Genomic DNA, 16321 nt, shown 5'->3' on the forward strand with positions numbered 1-16321 from the left:
GTGTAGCAACATGAGTGAAACTTGGTATTTTATTGATTCCGGAGTTCAATCTCCTGTATTCAATATGGCAATGGACGAGGTTCTTCTTGATTGGCATTCACGAGACTTAATTCCACCGGTTCTCCGTTTTTACACATGGGAACCTGCGGCGCTTTCGTTAGGTCATTTTCAAAAAACAACGGGAAGAATTAATGTCCAAGCAGCTAAGGAAAAAGGGATTGACATTGTTCGCAGACCAACTGGCGGACTAGCTGTTTTACATGATCAAGAATTGACTTACAGCATGATAATTAGTGAAAAACATGAAAAGATGTCGCCTTCGATAATTGAAACCTATCGCGTATTATCTCAAGGAATATTAGAAGGATATCGAAAATTAGGTATATCTGCAGAGTTAGCTGTCCCGAATACACCGATCGGAAAGTCAGGTACGGCTGTCTGCTTTGAAGAATCTTCGTGGTATGAACTCGAGATTGATGGAAAAAAAGCGGCGGGAAGTGCACAAACACGGCAAAAAGGGGTCGTATTACAACATGGCTCCATCCCGATGGAAATCGATATTGATACACTTTATGATCTATTTGTATTTCCAAATGAAAAAGTAAAAAATAAGGCAAAAACTGCATTTACAAAAAAAGCAGTGACGATTAATCAAATTTTAGGTAGAAAAACAACAATAGATGAAATAAAGAACGCATTCATGGAAGGTATTAAAAAGGGACTTAATATTGATTTAACTACATATGAACCGAACAACCAGATGTTAAAAGAAGTAGAAGAACTTATGCAAAGTAAATATGCAAATGAGGATTATACTTTTCAAAGGTAGGAGTGTACATAGTGGCTAAAAATGAAGAATACTTAAGAAAACCTGAATGGTTAAAAATCAAGTTAAATACGAATAAAAGTTACACAGGCTTGAAAAAAATGATGCGGGAAGAAAGATTGCATACCGTCTGTGAGGAAGCAAAATGTCCGAATATCCATGAATGCTGGGCTGTTCGCAAAACAGCGACATTTATGATACTTGGTGATACTTGTACCCGTGCCTGTCGTTTTTGCGCAGTAAAAACGGGCTTGCCAACGGAATTAGATTGGGAAGAACCAGAACGTGTCGCAAGATCGGTGGAAGTAATGGGCTTACGTCATTGCGTGGTTACTGCTGTTGCACGTGATGATTTGGCAGATGGCGGTGCGGCGATCTTTGCTGAAACCGTCCGTGCGATTCGTCGTCGTGTTCCTTCATGTACAGTCGAAGTACTCCCATCTGATATGAAGGGTGACTATGAAAGTCTCCATACGTTAATGGATGCAGGTCCGGATATTTTTAATCATAATATTGAAACCGTTCGTCGTTTAACGAAACGTGTTCGTGCAAAAGCCACCTATGATCGTTCATTAGAACTTTTGAAAAGGGTAAAAGAAATCAGTCCTCAAACACCAACAAAATCAAGTATAATGGTTGGACTTGGAGAAACGAAGGAAGAAATCATCGAAGCGATGGATGATTTGCTTGCACATGGTGTGGATATTATGACAATTGGTCAATACTTACAACCTACAAAGAAACATTTAAAAGTAGAACGCTATGTCCATCCAGATGAATTTGCAGAGTTAAAAGAAATCGCCCTTCAAAAAGGATTCAAGCATTGTGAAGCCGGCCCGATGGTTCGCTCAAGTTACCATGCAGACGAGCAAGTAAATAAAGCAGCCCGTCAACGCCAATTAGAAGGCGAAAATAAAGACCCTGATTTAATTATTAACCAGTATAAAGCGCAGTTTCTTAATTAAAGATTTGTAAAAGTTTATTGTTGTTTTGTCATTAGGTTGATTGGAGCGGAAGGTGCGAGACTCCAGCGGGATCAGCTGGACAGATGAGACCCCGCGGGGAGCGAAGCGATGAGGAGGCTCATCGCCAGCCCCGCGGAAAGCGAGTACCTGCAGCGGAAATCATAACATAGTTAAAAATAATTAAAATGTAGAAAAATTTAAAAAAGTGTTGACAATATTTTAATCGAAGCTTTATAATACAAATCATACTTAAATAATATAAAGTTTTGAAGGGAACTAAGTATTGTTTATCTCACTATTTTAGAGAGCTGATGGCCGGTGTAAATCAGTATAAAGATAAACTTGAATTTCAATCCTGGAGCTTCTTTTCCGAGTTTTTGCGAAGGAAAAGCCGGTCGAAATGATCGTTAACAATGATGAGTGGTAGATGAATTTTATCATCTACAATTAGGGTGGTACCGCGATAATTATCGTCCCTACTGATTAATATCAGTAGGGACTTTTTGCATTTAAATATGAACACGCAATGATAGAATCAACAGTAATGTTTATCTCCCTGTTAAAGAGAGCTGATGGTTGGTGCAAATCAGCACAAAGATAAACATGAATTTCGGGTTCTGGAGCATCCTTCCCTTCACAAAGATGAGGAAGGACGGTCGAATTTCGATCGTTAACAAAAAAAGAGTGGCAGAAGAAGATATTTTCTGCAACTAGGGTGGTACCGCGATAAACATCGTCCCTACTGAATTATTCAGTAGGGGCTTTTTTATTATTAAATTACACAACAAATTAGGAGGGTTTTTAATGGGGAATAATGATTTACAACAATTAAGACAAAAGGTGGATGAAATTAATTCACAATTATTACATTTACTAAATGAACGAGGAAGAGTCGTTCAAGAAATTGGTCAAATAAAAAAACTGCAAGGCACGAAACGTTTTGATCCAATTCGTGAACGAGAAGTATTAGATATGGTTGCCGAGCAAAATGAAGGTCCGTTTGAAACCTCTACACTACAACATATTTTCAAAGGTATTTTTAAAGCAAGCTTAGAATTGCAAGAAGACGATAATCGTAAAGCACTATTAGTTTCCAGGAAAAAGAAAAAAGAAAATACAATTGTTGATGTAAAAGGCGAATTAATAGGTAATGGAACACAATCCTTTATTATGGGACCGTGTGCTGTAGAAAGCTTGGAACAAGTTAGACTAGTTGCAGAAGCAATGAAAGAACAAGGGATAAAATTAATGCGCGGCGGAGCATTTAAGCCAAGAACTTCTCCATATGATTTCCAAGGTTTAGGTGTGGAAGGATTACAAATTTTACGCCAAGTAGCCGATGAATATGATTTAGCTGTCATTAGTGAAATACTAAATCCAATTGATGTTGAACTTGCCCTTGATTATGTCGACGTCATTCAAATAGGTGCAAGAAACATGCAAAACTTTGATTTGTTAAAAGCTGTAGGAAGGGTGAAAAAACCGGTTTTATTAAAACGTGGCTTAGCTGCAACAATTGATGAATTTATCCATGCGGCTGAATACATTATTGCGCAAGGGAATGACCAAATTATCTTATGTGAGCGGGGAATTCGAACGTATGAAAAGGCAACACGAAATACGTTAGATATTTCTGCAGTACCGATATTAAAAAAAGAAACACATTTGCCAGTTGTCGTCGACGTAACCCATTCAACAGGAAGAAAGGATTTACTCCTGCCTACTGCAAAAGCGGCATTAGCAATAGGAGCTGACGCGGTAATGGCTGAAGTCCATCCGGATCCAGCTGTTGCATTATCTGATTCCGCGCAGCAAATGGATATCCCGCAATTTCATGAATTTATGGAAGAACTAAAATCATTCAAAAATAAATTACAATAGACATTCAAAGCGTCATGGTTCCTACAATTTCCGCTCAGATCACAATTGAGCAACAAAGGCATCATGTAGAACATCTGAGAGGAGAATACACGTGAGTCAACGAGAACAATGGTCATCAAAACTAGGATTTATTTTAGCAGCTGCTGGGTCAGCTATTGGTTTAGGGGCAATTTGGAAATTCCCCTATATAGCTGGCCAAAATGGCGGCGGAGCATTTTTTCTCATTTTTATCGTTTTTACATTATTACTCGGATTGCCGTTATTACTAGCTGAATTTACAATTGGTCGCTCTACACAGGATCATGCGATTGCTTCATATCGGAAAATCGCACCTGGAACGAAATGGCACTGGATTGGTATTCTCGGAATGGTAACTTGTTTTATCTTGCTTTCGTTTTACAGTGTGATCGGTGGATGGATTATCATTTATTTATTTAAGACGATCAAAGGTGACTTGAATGGCCTTAGCTCTGCACAATATGCGGATGTCTTTGGAGCAACAATCTCGAATCCAACGATTAGTCTAATTGTTCAATTCCTCTTTATGCTAATTACCATCTTAGTTGTTGCCAAAGGAGTGCAAAAAGGAATTGAGCAAGCAAGCAAAATTATGATGCCCGCATTATTTATTCTTTTTATCTTACTTGTTATTCGTGCCGTTACATTGGATGGGGCGATGGAGGGAGTTACCTTTTTATTACAGCCTGATTTTTCAAAAGTAACGTCCAAAACAATTTTAGAGGCGATGGGGCAGTCGTTCTTCACTTTAAGTGTCGGTGTTTCAGTAATGGTCACCTACAGTTCGTATTTACCGAAAAGTCAAAGCTTGCCGCGTTCAGCCATTTCAATTGTTGGAATGAATCTAGTGATTGTCCTTTTGGCAGGACTTGCGATTTTCCCTGCAGTATTTGCGATGGGATTAGAGCCTGGGGCAGGACCGGTGCTATTATTTAATGTTCTACCTACCGTGTTTAGCCATTTACCATTCGGTATGTTGTTCTTTATCGCATTTTTAATTCTATTCTTATTTGCCGCTTTAACGTCTGCTTTTTCGATGTTAGAAATCATCGTTTCGGTCATATCTAAAGGAAATCCGAACGGGCGTAAGAAGTGGTCGTGGATTATCGGACTGGCCATCTTTGCTTTCGGCATCCCATCTGCACTTTCCTATGGTGTGCTAGGAGATATCAAACTCTTTGGAAAAACATTTTTCGATTTAATGGATTACACAGTTAGTAATATATTAATGCCGCTTGGATCGTTGCTTATCGCTATTTTTGTACCGTTAAAAATGAAAAAAACCGCTTTGTATGAAGAACTTCAAAAAGGCAGCAATCTGAAAAAGGGATTATTTGAAACATGGTTTTTCCTTCTTCGTTATGTTGCTCCGTTACTAATTATTGCGGTCATGCTAGATGTGTTAGGGGTTTGGTAAAAAAAGCATGTATCTACGTTGATAGTAACCGGTTCTCTTTTGAAGTGCAAAGAGTGAAAAAACAAGTTAAATAACTTCCGAAAAAGCATGGTAATTCGTAAAGGAATTCTCCATGCTTTTTATATTTCTTAAAACCCATGTAAAACCAGAAACTAATTTATTTACAACGGAGACGTGAAACCACTATGTTCTTAAAAGGAATTAAGTTATGGATGTAACTTGAATATACCTACGATATTTGGAGGACAGATGGAATAAATATAAGAATTCATAGGCGGAGAATTTCCGGCTATTGTATATTAGATGGGCTTAAGTAACAGAAATAAGCGGAGGTATTCCGGTTAACTTCTCTAAATAAGACAAAATCCAATGATTTAGATCATTTAACCGGAAAAACTTCCTCTATTTTTAAGGAAATATGGGTATTTCCCAAATTAAACGGAATTTTTCCGGTTATTTTTCTAACTCAGGGAAATCACCATTCAGTCGTAACACTTCGATTTCGCACCCTATTTGTATTGTTATTTACTGTTTTACACCTTTAAAGAGAACCTTTTAATGTTAATAGATACATGCCTTTTCGTTTAATTATTATTTGAAATTTGTTCGATTAATTGGTTTGCTGTCTCTTTCCCATTCATGATACAATCTGCAATGCCAACACCGTAATAGGAACAACCTGCAAGAGTGATGTTTGGATAAAGGTCATCTATTTTTTTATTTAAGGATTCAATGGTTTTTCGATGGGATAAGGAATATTTAGGCATTAAATCAGTCCATTTTGTCACTTCGGAATGTTTTGGCTCCCCAGTTATTCCTAAACTTTTTTCGATATCCTTTAAGGCAACTTGAATTAATTCCCTTTCATTTAAACTGTTTAAATGTTCAAAAGTAGTGGGGTTTGTGTTCTTATAAAAGAGTCGTAATAATAAGTGATTGTTTTTCGATGTATGTGTCCATTTCCTGCTTGTCCACGTACATGCATTACAGACGAGATCACTATTATCAGGAACGATAAAACCTGTTCCATCAGCCGGAAGTTTCTCGTCAGGGACATCGAATCCTAGATATACACTTATAAGCGATGAGCTAACTAGTTGATTAAAATCTTCATCAAGTACTTCATTTTGTAAAAGGGATTGTGCCACTTGATGTGGAGTGCTAAGCACAATATAGTCCGCATGAATCGTCGTTCCATTTTCCAATGTAACGGTATAACCGTCTTGAGTATGAATAATCGATGTTGCCTTTATTCCTTTTAAAATTTCAACATTCGTTAATTCTATTTCAAGTCGATCAATTAAAGTAGAAAGCCCGTTTTTAAATGAGACAAATTTTTTATTATCGGCAGATTGGAATCGTTCTTTGTTTTCGGATAGTCCTTTCATAATGCTACCATATTGATTTTTGTAATCTAATAAATAGGGAAGGGTAGTTGCTAATGTTAGTTCGTTTAATTTCCCGGAATATACTCCTGAAAGTACTGGTGCAATTTGGTTTTCAACGATTTCTTTACCGAGAAAGTGTTCGAGGAATTGGCCAATTGAGCTATCTTTTGTAAACGATTCATTTGTAGTTGTAAAATCTTTTAATGCTTCATTTTTTCCCGCTTCAGAGATTAATTCACTGCTCAATAATGCTTCTTTGCTCATAGGAATACCAAAAACGGTATCATCAGGAATTGGCTTCAATTGTCCATGGTGGTAGATAAATGATTTTCCTGTTGCATTATTGACCATTTCGTTATGTAAGTGGAGATTTTCTAATAGTTCAGCGACTCCTTGTTTCCGGGCAACGATGGAGTCGGCACCTGTTTCCATAATAAATTCATCTGTTTGGACGGAATGGATTTTTCCTCCTAATTCATCATTTCCTTCTATTAATTTTAAATTTAATTCGATGTTTGCTGTTTCTTTTAATTGTTGAAGGTAGTACAAAGTGGAAAGTCCTGTAATGCCTCCGCCAATGACAACGACTGTTTTCAAGTTACTCACTCCTATAAATTATCGGCTCTTTACTTATGGCTGTTTTCGTATAGTTCCGTTCCTTTCCGCTCCAGGCACTTGCTTTCCGCGGGGCTGGCGATGAGCCTCCTCGTCGCTCCGCTCCTGCGGGGTCTCATCTGTCCAGCTGATCCCGCAGGAGTCAAGTGCCTTCCGCTCCAATCCACTCTGCGTTTTGAAAAGGATACGTCTACATGTATTTAGGTTGCTCTGAAATACTAAAATATTTTCCATTGTGCCAAAAACATTTTAGAAAACAAACAAATGTTTAATATAATTATAATTCAATCTTCCTTTGAAAAAAAATGTGAATTTGTCTTCCTTGTGAAAGAATGAATCGTTCTCATTTCGGCATGATTCTTATCTATTTTTACTATTGGAATTCACTTTGAAAATGATGGAAAATTTATAATAATGATAAAACAGAAGGAGTTAATGGGATGATTATAAGCGAACAAGAAAAGAAATCTAGGCAACAAATGATTGCGGAAAATTATGTGAATGAAGTATATGAAGAAATTAAACGTAGAAATCCACATGAAAATGAATTCATTCAAGCAGTTAAAGAGATTTTGGATTCGCTCTTACCGGTTATTAGTAAACATCCGAAATATATGGAACATGGGATTTTAGAAAGAATTACAGAACCCGAAAGGCTCATCACCTTCCGTGTTCCTTGGGTAGACGACAATGGAAAAGTAAAGGTTAACCGCGGCTTTCGTGTTCAATTTAATAGCAGCATCGGCCCTTATAAAGGTGGGCTTAGATTCCATCCGACAGTGAATACGAGCATCATCAAATTTCTCGGATTCGAACAAATTTTTAAAAATGCATTAACTGGTTTGCCGATTGGCGGTGGAAAGGGCGGATCAGATTTTGATCCAAAAGGAAAATCTGACGGGGAAATTATGAGGTTTTGCCAAAGTTTCATGACAGAACTAAGTAAATATATCGGACCAGATGTGGATGTTCCGGCTGGAGATATTGGGGTTGGCGCAAGAGAAATTGGCTACTTGTTTGGCCAATATAAACGAATTCGGGGAGGCTTCCAATCAGGCGTTCTGACAGGTAAAGGCTTAGGGTATGGAGGAAGCATGACGAGAACGGAAGCAACGGGTTATGGAACGGTTTATTTTGTAGAGGAAATGTTAAAGGATCATCATTTATCATTTAACGGAAGTACGGTAGTCGTATCCGGTTCTGGTAATGTTTCCATTTATGCGATGGAAAAAGCAGCCCAGCTTGGTGCGACGGTTGTTGCATGCAGTGATTCGGATGGCTATATTTACGACCCGCTTGGAATTAATTTAGCAACTGTTAAGAGATTGAAAGAAGTTGAGAGAACAAGAATTAAAGAATACGTGAACATTCTCCCACATGCCCAATATGTCGAGGGATGTACGAATATATGGTCAATCCCGTGTGATATCGCACTTCCTTGTGCGACGCAGAATGAAATAGACGAGAATGCGGCAAAAATATTAATTGAAAATGGAGTAAAGGCGATTGGGGAAGGGGCCAATATGCCATCAACATTAGAAGCGATAGAACTCTTTTTAAAAAATGATATTCTATTTGGACCTGCAAAAGCGGTAAATGCAGGAGGGGTCGCTGTTTCTGCGTTAGAAATGTCGCAAAATAGCATGAGGATGTCATGGACATTTGAAGAAGTCGATGAAAAATTAAAAGGGATTATGAAAAATATTTATCAAAAATCAGTAACATATGCCGAAGAATATGGTCAATCCGGTAACCTCGTAGTCGGAGCAAATATTGCAGGATTTATAACCGTAGCCGATTCCATGATCGCACATGGGGTGATTTAGAAGACGAAAATAAATTAGATAGATGAAGAAGAGTGGAGAAAAGGAATCCATTCTTCTTTTTTTACGACTTTTGACAAAAAATTTCTAAAGACATACACAAAACATCGTGATAAAATAATTTTATAAATGAGAAAGTTTATCATTATCAATTACATTTCTTATGAACGGAGTAAACAACATCATGATGCTATTAGATTTAGTTGAAGGGAAAACTGGATATATCGTAGATGTTTCAAATTTAGATAAAACGGTTAAGCACCGTCTCTTACATATTGGAGTCATAGAGGGATGCCCAATTAAAGTGAAACATCGGATGCCTTTTGGTGGACCATGCATGTTGGAATGTAATGGACAATTAATAGGAATTCGCCGCTGTGATGCCAAACAAATAAAGGTTGAAAAGAAATGATGCAGACGGCCTTAGTAGGAAATCCAAATACGGGAAAAACATCATTATTTAATTATTTAACAGGCTCATACGAATACGTTGGCAACTGGAGCGGAGTTACTGTTGAAAAGAAGATAGGCAGGTTAAAAGACGTTCAAGGGGAACTAATTGACCTGCCTGGAGTATACTCGCTTTATCCTTTATCAAAGGATGAGTCCGTTGTAACCCGGTTTTTCTTAAATGAATCTTTTACAAACATTATAAATATTGTCGATGCATCACAATTAGAAAGAAACTTACAATTAACAATCCAAATTTTGGAGTTTGGAAAACCAGTTGTTATCGGTTTGAATATGGTAGACGTCGCAAAAAGACGGGGATTAGAAATAGATGGTCAATTATTAGCAAAAAAACTAGGTACACCTGTCGTTCCAATTACGGCACGAAATGGAAAGGGGTGTAATGACCTAGCAGTACAGTTAAATGCTTTAGACAATACTTCATCGAAAATCCCTTATGTATATTACGGAAAAATTGTTGAAAATGGGATAATGAAAATCATTCAAATATTAGAAGATGAAAAAATAGATCTTCCGAAGCGTTGGTTGGCATTGCAATTATTAGAGGGGAATCCTGACGTAACGTCTTTAATAAAAAATGATCAAATATCACAAGTGATTGAAGAAGTTGAGCAAAAACTAAAAGCAACCACTTCATCTACGACGATTACTCGCTTAATCTTTGATTCTAGAAAACAATGGATTGACCAAGTGATTAAAGAAAGCAGTCGGGAAACAGAGCAATCGAAAAACAATTGGACGGAAAAAATTGATAAAATTGTTACCCATCGATGGTTGGGAATTCCGATCTTTCTAGCATTTATGTTTTTGATGTTCAAAATAACTTTTGATTGGTTAGGGACACCGTTATCAGATGGATTGGATGCCTTTTTTACGGGGCCATTAACGGACTGGATTCAATCTGGATTACAAGCTGTTCACGCTAGTTCGTTTATACAAGCATTGGTATTGCAAGGAATTATTGCAGGTGTCGGCGGTGTGTTAGTGTTTGTCCCACAAATTTTCATTTTGTTCTTATTTATCTCCTTTTTAGAGGATTCAGGCTATATGGCACGTGCCGCCCTCGTAATGGATCGTATGATGGAGAGAGCAGGTTTGAATGGTAAGGCATTTATACCAATGATTATAGGCTTCGGTTGTAATGTACCAGGTGTCATGGCTGCAAGAACAATTGAACAGCCGAAGGAAAGATTGTTAACGATTTTGCTAACACCATTAATGTCATGTTCGGCACGTTTATCCATTTATGCTTTATTCGTTGGTGCTTTTTTTGAGAAATATCAAGCAATTGTCGTTTTTTCATTATATTTATTAGGAGTTGTCGTTGCGTTACTTTTGGCAAAGTTATTTTCGAAAACATTGATGAAGAATGAGTCGTCGGTTTTTGTTATTGAGCTTCCGCCATATCGAGTACCGCAAATTCTTACTTTATGGCGCAGTACATGGGATAAAGGTAAGGGGTTCGTGAGGAAGGCAGGAACGTTTATATTTGGGGGATCTGTCGTTATTTGGTTGTTATCCTATATGGGTCCTGGCGGGATAGGAGTAGACATGGATAATAGTTTCCTAGCCATGATTGGGAAAGCTATAGCCCCCTTAATTGCCCCACTTGGTTTTGGTGTGTGGCAAGCAGGAGCTGCCTTAATCCCGGGATTTTTAGCTAAAGAAGTGGTCGTTTCATCAATGAATATTATTTATCATACGCCAAATACGGCTTCACTGCAGGGGTTATTAACAGATTCCTTTACACCATTATCGGCCTATAGCTTTCTCGTATTTGTCCTTTTATACATTCCATGTGTAGCGACAGTAGCTGCTATCCGTAATGAAGCAGGGTCATGGAAATGGACATTATTTGGGATTGGGTACTCACTTGTTATAGCGTATGCTTTATCCTTTGTTATTTATCAAGGTGGAAGGCTGATTTTCGGATTGTAAAATGAAGGAAAGAGGAGTGACTTTCAATGATTGCTAGTATTATTATCGGTGCTTTGATATTTGGTTATGCCGCATTAACCCTCTTTAAATTTTTCAAAAAAAGTAAACAAGGTGCCTGTGCGCATTGTTCTATAAAAGATAGCTGCCAAACAAGTTGCAGTTCTGCAATAAAAAAATAAAAGAAGAAACCTGGACTTAAAAGTGGTTCAGGTTTCTTCTTTTTCAAATCGAATTAATGCTTCCTTCGCTCTATCCCTTAGTGAAACCAAATCTGTTTCTAATTTTAAAATATTTTTCTTCTTTTGTTCAATAAGTTCCAATTGTTCATTTACTGTATGATAAACTTTTTCTAATTTTTCCTTTTGGAGGCTTGTTCCTTTTACTTTGCGATAGTCCATTCTTTGTAACTCTAACATGTCGCTTAAGGTAATAAATTCTTGTAATTCCTGTAATGTGAATCCTAATACTTCTTTGGCATTCGTGATTTTCTTTAAGAAATCGACATGTTCTTGAGAGTATAGTCTAAATCCTCCCTCACTGCGCGGGGGAGATGGGAGAATGCCGATTTGTTCATAATAACGGATTGTTCGTTTTGTTAAGCCGCTTTGTTTAGCTACTTCGTCTATTTTTAATCCATCCATACTAACTCTCCTCGTATTAATGATAATGGAGTTACTATATTGTAGTGTATATCTATATTACTAAGATAACATAAGTTTTAATTTTGTACGAATGAAAATTAACGTTGACGTCAACGTTAGAATATAGTATACTTTTTTAAGTAAATCAGAACAAATATTTTACTTTCTTGAGTGAAAATAAGGAATGGTTGCGAGCAATATTGTTTACCATTTCTGTTTTCATTTTTTATTTCAAAAAATTAAAAAGGGGTTTTAAGGTATGACAGAAGAAGCACTGAAAGCCCATAATCAGTCGGCAAAACAACCGATTGTAGTTTGGGTAATCTTCATTGCAACAATTATTTCTTTCATGGGCTTGGGTCTCGTCGATCCAATCTTACCGGCAATTGCTGAAAAATTGCATGCCACTCCGAGTCAAGTTTCATTATTATTTTCTAGTTATAATTTGATTACGGGTGTCGCAATGTTAATTACCGGTGTTGTTTCTAGCCGCATTGGTGTTAAGTGGACACTATTATCTGGTATTTTTCTAATTGTTATCTTTTCTGCTTTAGCTGGTTCATCTAATGGAATTTGGGGAGTTGTCAGCTTCCGTGGTGGCTGGGGACTTGGTAACTCGTTATTTATTGCCACTGCATTATCCGCGATCGTTGGATTGTCTGTTGGTGGGACAGCGAAGGCGATTATTTTATATGAAGCCGCAATTGGGCTTGGGATTTCTGTAGGCCCATTACTTGGCGGAGAATTAGGATCTATCTCTTGGCGCGGACCATTTTATGGTGTTAGTGTTTTAATGATTATCGCCTTTTTAGCATTATTATTGAAAATGCCGAAAGTGGCTAAACCTAAGACAAAAAGTTCTGTTCTAGATCCATTGAAAGCATTGAAATTTCCGGGATTATTTAGACTTGGATTAACAGCTTTCCTTTATAATATCGGTTTCTTTACACTTATGGCATTTGCGCCATTTGTAATGGGGTTACATGAGCATGGCCTTGGTTTTGTATTTTTAGGCTGGGGACTTTGTCTTGCTTTTACTTCTGTATTTGTTGCACCAAAAATTCAAGCAAAATTTGGAACAATTAAATCCATGTGTGCGATGTTAACTTTATTTGCATTAACATTAACAGCAATGGGAATTTGGACCGACTCTAGTACAGTTGTTATCGTTTGTGTCATCATTGCGGGACTATTCCTTGGAACAAATAATACGTTAATTACTACTGCAGTTATGGAAGTTGCACCGGTTGAACGGGCTACAGCTTCAGCGGCGTACAGTTTTGTTCGTTTTATTGGTGGGGCAATTGGACCTTGGTTAGCCAATAAGCTTGCCGAAACGTTTAATCCACACATACCTTTCTATAGTGGAGCAATATTTGTTTTAATTGCGATGTTGGTCGTTGCCTTTGGCCGTAAACATCTTGCGCATGTCGATAGAGTAGCACATTAATGATTTCGCAAATATTTCGTGAAAGGACGATGTAAATGTATAGTAAAATTTTAGTTGGACTCGACGGATCGGCTCCTTCTGCACATGCACTACAGCATGCTGCAGAACTTGCCAAATCACTGAATTCGGAAAAAGTAACCATTCTGCACATAAATAAAGATCTTCCACTTCAAGAACCGATACTTAATCTCGATTTAGATGAATTAATGAAAGAGGAAGATCAGGAGGTATTAGCACCAGCTGTTCAATTTCTTTCTGAATCAGGTATCTCTTATGAAACACACATCATACATGGAGATCCAGCATCTAACATTACCAAGTATGCAGAAAAGCATAATTATGATGTTATCGTTATCGGAAACACCGGTAAAGGCGTCATTAAAGAAGCTTTACTAGGCAGTGTCAGCCATCAAGTTGCACACTCTGCACATTGTCCTGTAATTATTGTAAAATAAAAAAGATAAAAGCCAATGAGGAAAACTTGAGAATTCCTTCATTGGCTTTTTTTGTAACTTTGAGCTTTCAAAAGTATCCAATAACTGGACGGTTTCGTGCACATAAGCAAGGATTTAACCGCCATACCTTCATGTATCTTGCGGATTCATGCACGAGAACACGGAAAGAGATACCTTACCTGCACGTATCCGATGGATTCATGCACGAGAGCTCGGAAAAAGATGCCTTACCTTCACGCATCCGATGGATACGAGCACGAGAGCAAAGAAAAAACCGAGTTTCCTGCATGCATCTGACGGATACGTGCACGTAAGTACGAATTTAACCGACTTTCCTTCTCGAATTGGACGAAAATAAGATGATTGTTATTATCAAAAAGGATTAGCTCACGTCACCGATTTGTTTCTGGATATCTTGAAGGATACTTTCTAAAGAATAGACAACACCTTTATCATCTTTATACATCACATGTTTTGGTGCAAAATGAACGGGTGAGTCAATACCTGCAGCAGCTGATATTCGGAATAACCCTTTTCTTAATGTCACAAGGAAATTGACAACTCGGTATTTCTTTTCGTCAATAACAAGTGCTTTTTGAAGATCGGGATCGGTTGTTGCGACGCCAACTGGACAGGCATTGGAGTGACATTTCAACGTTTGGATACATCCGACGGTAATCATAAACCCCCGCGCAATATTAACTAAGTCCGCTCCCATTGCTAGTGCAATTGCGATTCGATCCGGGGTAAATAATTTCCCGGATGCAATAATTTTTACACGATCACGTACTCCGTATTTTTGTAGCGTTGAAACAAGTATGGGAAGTGCCGATTTGATTGGTAGGCCTACACTATCAATTAACTCTTGATAGGAAGCACCCGTTCCACCTTCACCACCATCAACGGTAATGAAATCGGGACCTTTTCCCGTTTCTTTCATATATTTTGCTAATTCTTCGACACTATCATTTCCACCGACAACAATCTTCATCCCAACGGGTTTTCCCGTTTCATTTCGAATTTTTTCGATAAAATCACACATTGACGGTACATCACTGAATTGATGAAATCGGTTTGGACTATCGACCGATTTATACGGTTCAACTTTCCGGATTTCCGCAATTTCCGGATTCACCTTTTCACCATCTATATGCCCACCACGAGTTTTGGCACCTTGGGCTAGTTTTAATTCAAATGCTTTTATTTGGGGTATTTCACTTTTCCTTTTTAACTCTTCCCAGTCGACATCGCCATTTTTATCTCTGATACCAAATAAACCGGGACCGATTTGCATGATGATATCGACATCACCTTCAAGATGATATGGAGATAAACCACCTTCGCCGGTATTCATCCACGTTCCTTTTGCCATTCCTAATCCTTTTGATAATGCGGTGATTGCATTTTTCCCCAAGGCACCGTAACTCATGGCAGACATCCCGATCAAACCTTTTAATACAAAAGGATATTTTGTATTGGGACCAATGACAACTGCATCATCATCATGGAGTAAATAGGCTGGTGACTCATCATCTTCCCATTTTTCCTCTCTTTGTGAAAAAAGTGGATCCTTCAACAATAAATATCTTTTTGTAAAAACTTTTGCTTCGTCATCCATTTTGATTTCTTCGGTTAATTTCGGAAACATATCGTTGCGTACGTAAAAACCTTCCTCATCGAAATCACGTCTTGAACCAAATCCGACAACATCACGTTTATACTTCGCACCTTTGACGATATGCTCATAATCATCTCTTGAAAACGGCTTACCTTCAGTATCGCTGTTAAACCAATATTGCCGCATTTCAGGGCCAATTTTTTCAAAGAAATAGCGAATACGACCGAGTGCAGGATAATTTCGTAAAATAGAATGACTCTTCTGATTGCGATCAAAAATTAATAAATAGATAAGAAATATGACAATCGCAATGACAATAACGGCAACTACAAAAAATCCGATAATAATTAATATATCTGCAAGCTTCATCCATAATCCTCCTGATAAAAGAAATATTATATGAGTATAATTTAATCGAACCTAAATTTATTTATACTTAATATTTCCTTCACATAAACTCCTATGGAAATTGGAAAGCTATCCAAAAAGCATAGGGAATGCAGGCAGTAGGCTATATTTTTTGTGAATTCGACTTGGCAGAGTTATCATTATAGTTAGGGTATGACTTTGTTGAACTAGCATTGGAATAATGGCATTCCATTTACGAATCCTGACTTTTTGGAATTTGCGAGAAGTTTTGGGGTAAAGGGAATAAAGATCACTCATTCAGACGAATTATTACCTGCTCTTGAAGAAGCAATGAAAGAGGAAGATATTGTTTTAATCGATGTCGATGTGGACTATTCGGAAAATGTAAAGCTATCGAAATCATTGGGTGATTATATTTGTAAATTATAAGTAATGCTTGGAGGGAA

At 37.6% G+C, this 16321-nt stretch carries 15 protein-coding genes and 2 other annotated features; of the genes, 12 read left to right on the forward strand and 3 right to left on the reverse strand.

The window, feature by feature from the left end; translation table 11 throughout:
• The first annotated feature begins 10 nt into the window (after positions 1-10).
• The 4 genes from MKY81_RS09500 to MKY81_RS09515 all read left to right on the forward strand — a co-directional run bounded on the left by MKY81_RS09500 (position 11) and on the right by MKY81_RS09515 (position 5107).
• Positions 11-829 (forward strand): lipoate--protein ligase family protein, encoded by an 819-nt coding sequence (locus MKY81_RS09500; protein WP_108071221.1) that lies wholly within the window; start codon positions 11-13, stop codon positions 827-829.
• Between the two features lie 11 nt (positions 830-840).
• Positions 841-1791, forward strand: coding sequence for a lipoyl synthase (gene lipA, locus MKY81_RS09505; protein ID WP_066226356.1), 951 nt, complete (start codon positions 841-843; stop codon positions 1789-1791).
• Positions 1792-2048: 257 nt separating this feature from the next.
• Positions 2049-2272: a binding site (T-box leader), on the forward strand.
• A gap of 36 nt (positions 2273-2308) precedes the next feature.
• Positions 2309-2535: a binding site (T-box leader), on the forward strand.
• A 60-nt stretch (positions 2536-2595) separates the two neighbouring features.
• Positions 2596-3672, forward strand: coding sequence for a bifunctional 3-deoxy-7-phosphoheptulonate synthase/chorismate mutase (locus tag MKY81_RS09510; protein WP_066226357.1), 1077 nt, complete (start codon positions 2596-2598; stop codon positions 3670-3672).
• 91 nt (positions 3673-3763) lie between these two features.
• Positions 3764-5107 (forward strand): sodium-dependent transporter, encoded by a 1344-nt coding sequence (locus tag MKY81_RS09515; RefSeq protein ID WP_066226358.1) that lies wholly within the window; start codon positions 3764-3766, stop codon positions 5105-5107.
• Positions 5108-5691: 584 nt separating this feature from the next.
• On the opposite strand, the gene MKY81_RS09520 is transcribed toward MKY81_RS09515, so the two are convergent.
• Entirely contained in the window at positions 5692-7092 is a 1401-nt protein-coding gene (locus tag MKY81_RS09520) for a protoporphyrinogen oxidase (protein WP_327991626.1), read from the reverse strand.
• 458 nt (positions 7093-7550) lie between these two features.
• Here MKY81_RS09520 and gdhA point away from each other — a divergent pair, with 458 nt between their 5' ends.
• The 4 genes from gdhA (at position 7551) to MKY81_RS09540 (ending at position 11521) form a co-directional block, all read left to right on the forward strand.
• A complete protein-coding gene (gene gdhA / locus MKY81_RS09525) occupies positions 7551-8936 on the forward strand; it encodes an NADP-specific glutamate dehydrogenase (RefSeq protein WP_181294628.1) in 1386 nt (461 codons plus the stop codon).
• Positions 8937-9096: 160 nt separating this feature from the next.
• The gene (locus MKY81_RS09530; RefSeq protein WP_235993000.1) at positions 9097-9345 is read left to right on the forward strand and encodes a FeoA family protein; all 249 of its coding nucleotides are present in this window, start codon (positions 9097-9099) and stop codon (positions 9343-9345) included.
• Complete coding sequence (feoB, locus tag MKY81_RS09535) at positions 9342-11342, forward strand: ferrous iron transport protein B (protein WP_341117635.1); 2001 nt, start codon at positions 9342-9344, stop codon at positions 11340-11342. The genes MKY81_RS09530 and feoB overlap by 4 nt, the downstream gene beginning before the upstream one ends.
• Positions 11343-11368: 26 nt before the next feature.
• Complete coding sequence (locus MKY81_RS09540; protein ID WP_066226365.1) at positions 11369-11521, forward strand: FeoB-associated Cys-rich membrane protein; 153 nt, start codon at positions 11369-11371, stop codon at positions 11519-11521.
• 27 nt (positions 11522-11548) lie between these two features.
• Here the strand turns inward: MKY81_RS09540 and MKY81_RS09545 are convergent, their stop codons facing one another.
• Entirely contained in the window at positions 11549-11983 is a 435-nt protein-coding gene (locus MKY81_RS09545) for a MerR family transcriptional regulator (RefSeq protein ID WP_108071227.1), read from the reverse strand.
• A 259-nt stretch (positions 11984-12242) separates the two neighbouring features.
• On the opposite strand from MKY81_RS09545, the gene MKY81_RS09550 reads away from it, so the two are divergent.
• The 3 genes from MKY81_RS09550 to MKY81_RS09560 all read left to right on the forward strand — a co-directional run bounded on the left by MKY81_RS09550 (position 12243) and on the right by MKY81_RS09560 (position 14246).
• The gene (locus MKY81_RS09550; RefSeq protein WP_341117636.1) at positions 12243-13433 is read left to right on the forward strand and encodes an MFS transporter; all 1191 of its coding nucleotides are present in this window, start codon (positions 12243-12245) and stop codon (positions 13431-13433) included.
• 35 nt (positions 13434-13468) lie between these two features.
• Entirely contained in the window at positions 13469-13888 is a 420-nt protein-coding gene (locus MKY81_RS09555; RefSeq protein ID WP_108071229.1) for a universal stress protein, read from the forward strand.
• 148 nt (positions 13889-14036) lie between these two features.
• Positions 14037-14246 (forward strand): hypothetical protein, encoded by a 210-nt coding sequence (locus MKY81_RS09560; protein ID WP_328018595.1) that lies wholly within the window; start codon positions 14037-14039, stop codon positions 14244-14246.
• A gap of 24 nt (positions 14247-14270) precedes the next feature.
• Here the strand turns inward: MKY81_RS09560 and MKY81_RS09565 are convergent, their stop codons facing one another.
• Positions 14271-15875, reverse strand: a complete 1605-nt coding sequence (locus tag MKY81_RS09565; RefSeq protein ID WP_066226372.1) for an FMN-binding glutamate synthase family protein — start codon at positions 15873-15875, stop codon at positions 14271-14273.
• A 225-nt stretch (positions 15876-16100) separates the two neighbouring features.
• Here MKY81_RS09565 and MKY81_RS09570 point away from each other — a divergent pair, with 225 nt between their 5' ends.
• Positions 16101-16304, forward strand: a complete 204-nt coding sequence (locus MKY81_RS09570; RefSeq protein ID WP_084347369.1) for a thiamine pyrophosphate-dependent enzyme — start codon at positions 16101-16103, stop codon at positions 16302-16304.
• Positions 16305-16321 lie beyond the last annotated feature (17 nt).

The organism is Heyndrickxia sp. FSL W8-0423 (genome assembly GCF_038009395.1).
Classification (GTDB): domain Bacteria; phylum Bacillota; class Bacilli; order Bacillales; family Bacillaceae_C; genus Heyndrickxia; species Heyndrickxia sporothermodurans.

Excerpts from the sequence above, each read along its gene's own strand:
- MKY81_RS09540 (WP_066226365.1), top strand. The coding sequence starts at position 11,369 with ATGATTGCTAGTATTATTATCGGTGCTTTGATATTTGGTTATGCCGCA.
- feoB (WP_341117635.1), top strand. The coding sequence starts at position 9,342 with ATGATGCAGACGGCCTTAGTAGGAAATCCAAATACGGGAAAAACATCA.
- MKY81_RS09565 (WP_066226372.1), bottom strand. The coding sequence starts at position 15,875 with ATGAAGCTTGCAGATATATTAATTATTATCGGATTTTTTGTAGTTGCC.
- MKY81_RS09550 (WP_341117636.1), top strand. The coding sequence starts at position 12,243 with ATGACAGAAGAAGCACTGAAAGCCCATAATCAGTCGGCAAAACAACCG.
- MKY81_RS09530 (WP_235993000.1), top strand. The coding sequence starts at position 9,097 with ATGAACGGAGTAAACAACATCATGATGCTATTAGATTTAGTTGAAGGG.
- gdhA (WP_181294628.1), top strand. The coding sequence starts at position 7,551 with ATGATTATAAGCGAACAAGAAAAGAAATCTAGGCAACAAATGATTGCG.
- MKY81_RS09555 (WP_108071229.1), top strand. The coding sequence starts at position 13,469 with ATGTATAGTAAAATTTTAGTTGGACTCGACGGATCGGCTCCTTCTGCA.
- MKY81_RS09510 (WP_066226357.1), top strand. The coding sequence starts at position 2,596 with ATGGGGAATAATGATTTACAACAATTAAGACAAAAGGTGGATGAAATT.
- MKY81_RS09500 (WP_108071221.1), top strand. The coding sequence starts at position 11 with ATGAGTGAAACTTGGTATTTTATTGATTCCGGAGTTCAATCTCCTGTA.
- MKY81_RS09545 (WP_108071227.1), bottom strand. The coding sequence starts at position 11,983 with ATGGATGGATTAAAAATAGACGAAGTAGCTAAACAAAGCGGCTTAACA.
- MKY81_RS09560 (WP_328018595.1), top strand. The coding sequence starts at position 14,037 with ATGCACGAGAACACGGAAAGAGATACCTTACCTGCACGTATCCGATGG.